Raw genomic sequence first — 1823 nt, forward strand, 5'->3', positions numbered from 1 at the left:
CCAATTAAGTGAATTTTAGTGTCTGGGGTTTTATCACGACAAACCGGTCAAGGTAATTGTCGTCAACCGGACAAGATAATTGTCGCAGAATAGATCGTTAAATTGCTTCTGGATAAATTAAACAATGTTTTGGATAATGAACAAAAAAAATGCCAATCTTCTTACGGCAACTTCCAAGATCAGGAAAATTCAAAGTGAAGGCTCTAAGAAGCCCCTCAGTGGGAAATTGCAGAATAAAATACATATTTTTCAGAATAAATGCAGAATAAAATATGCCAAGTGACTTAAAATTAACCAAAAATTTAGAAAACAGGCTTATCAAATAATCGCAGGTGATTCTGTTGTGGATTGTTTTAAAGGATGACACCAAACACAGCCGCAATCCCGAAACTTGATCAAAAACATGCTGTTATCATTAAACATTGACAATGGACAATTAAATCTAATCCCCCTAGTTTCGTGGATGGGCTTTGTCGTACACCGCCATCAGGCGATCCATGCTCACATGAGTGTACACCTGGGTGGTAGACAGGCTGGCATGGCCCAATATCTCCTGAATACCTCTAAGATCTGCACCGGAATCCAACATATGGGTGGCAAAAGTATGCCGTAAGGTGTGGGGTGATATTTTTAAGCCTAACCCGCATTCCAAGACCACCTGATCCATAATACGTCGAATGGACCGCCTGCCAAGCCTTCCAAAATTTTTATTTAAAAACACGGCAGAATAATTTTTCTTAAGATCAGCGCGGTAGGTTTGGATGGCATCAAGGGCACTTTTGCCCACTGGTATGATGCGCGTTTTATTTCCCTTGCCCAGTATCCGGATCAATCCGGCATTAAAATCAATATCCTGGATGTTGAGCATGTGAAGCTCACCGATTCGCATGCCCGTGGAATAAAAGGTCTCAAACATGGCAAAATTGCGTCTGTCCATCCAGGTATTTCTTTTCATGGTGTCCAACAGCATGAAAATATCATCAATTGCCATAGCTTTTGGAAGGGCTTTCTCAAGTTTTGGAAAAGGGATGGCATCAGCAGGATTTAGCGTGATCAGCCCCGATCTGACCAGGTAATTAAAAAAAGATTTTAATGCGGATAGACGCCTTGAAAGGGTTTTCTTACTTTTTTTCAAGCCAGTCTGGACGGCAAGATATCTGCGCACGATCATTTTGTCTACCTGTTGAGCCTTTTTTCCAAAGGCCTCTTGCCAGTTTTCGTCCCGGTAGTTGCACGTCTCCAGATAAAAAAGGATAAAGCTTCTTATATCCGTAAAATAAGCACGAAGCGTATGGGCAGAATATCCTTTTTCAGCTTCCAGAACTATTAGATAATCATCAAGAATCATAACGGTCTATTCCTACGCAAGTCTTATGTTTCAGAGCAGAGTGTTCACAAGCGCCGAAGGCGGTATGTGGATGGCCGGGAACCCGGTGACATTGAAGGAAACATACTCAAAGCCCGGAAAAAATACTATTCGTTTTGCTTATAACCATAATTATAAGCTCTAATACCTTGAGCGGGCGTTTCCTGGTCAAGAGTCTTGACAATTCCCTGTCGTTCCATTTCATTAATCATCGCTACGGATTGTTTGTAAATAATTCCCAGTTTCCTGGATAATTCGGAAATTGAAGCATAACCACTATTCTTGACTATATTCACGGCTCTTAAAAAATCCCGACCATTAAATTGTTGATAATTGAACAATTTAGCAACACTATCAAATTTTAATTCTATTGGGTAAACCTCCACCTCCGGTGGAGGACTCGAAAAGTTTGACAGTTCCGGGAGTTGAAAATAAACAACCTTCCTTAAGTTAGCCG

General features: G+C 40.9%; 2 protein-coding genes. Both read right to left on the reverse strand.

The genetic code is table 11. The annotated features are described in order from the left end of the window. Window positions 1-451: 451 nt before the first annotated feature. Window positions 452-1348 (reverse strand): tyrosine recombinase XerC, encoded by an 897-nt coding sequence (locus B147_RS0108435; protein ID WP_020586772.1) that lies wholly within the window; start codon window positions 1346-1348, stop codon window positions 452-454. Between the two features lie 125 nt (window positions 1349-1473). After that, the coding region (locus tag B147_RS27910) for a DNA translocase FtsK (RefSeq protein WP_033397119.1) at window positions 1474-1823 on the reverse strand (350 nt) is incomplete at its 5' end.

Source organism: Desulfobacter curvatus DSM 3379 (assembly GCF_000373985.1).
Taxonomy (GTDB): domain Bacteria; phylum Desulfobacterota; class Desulfobacteria; order Desulfobacterales; family Desulfobacteraceae; genus Desulfobacter; species Desulfobacter curvatus.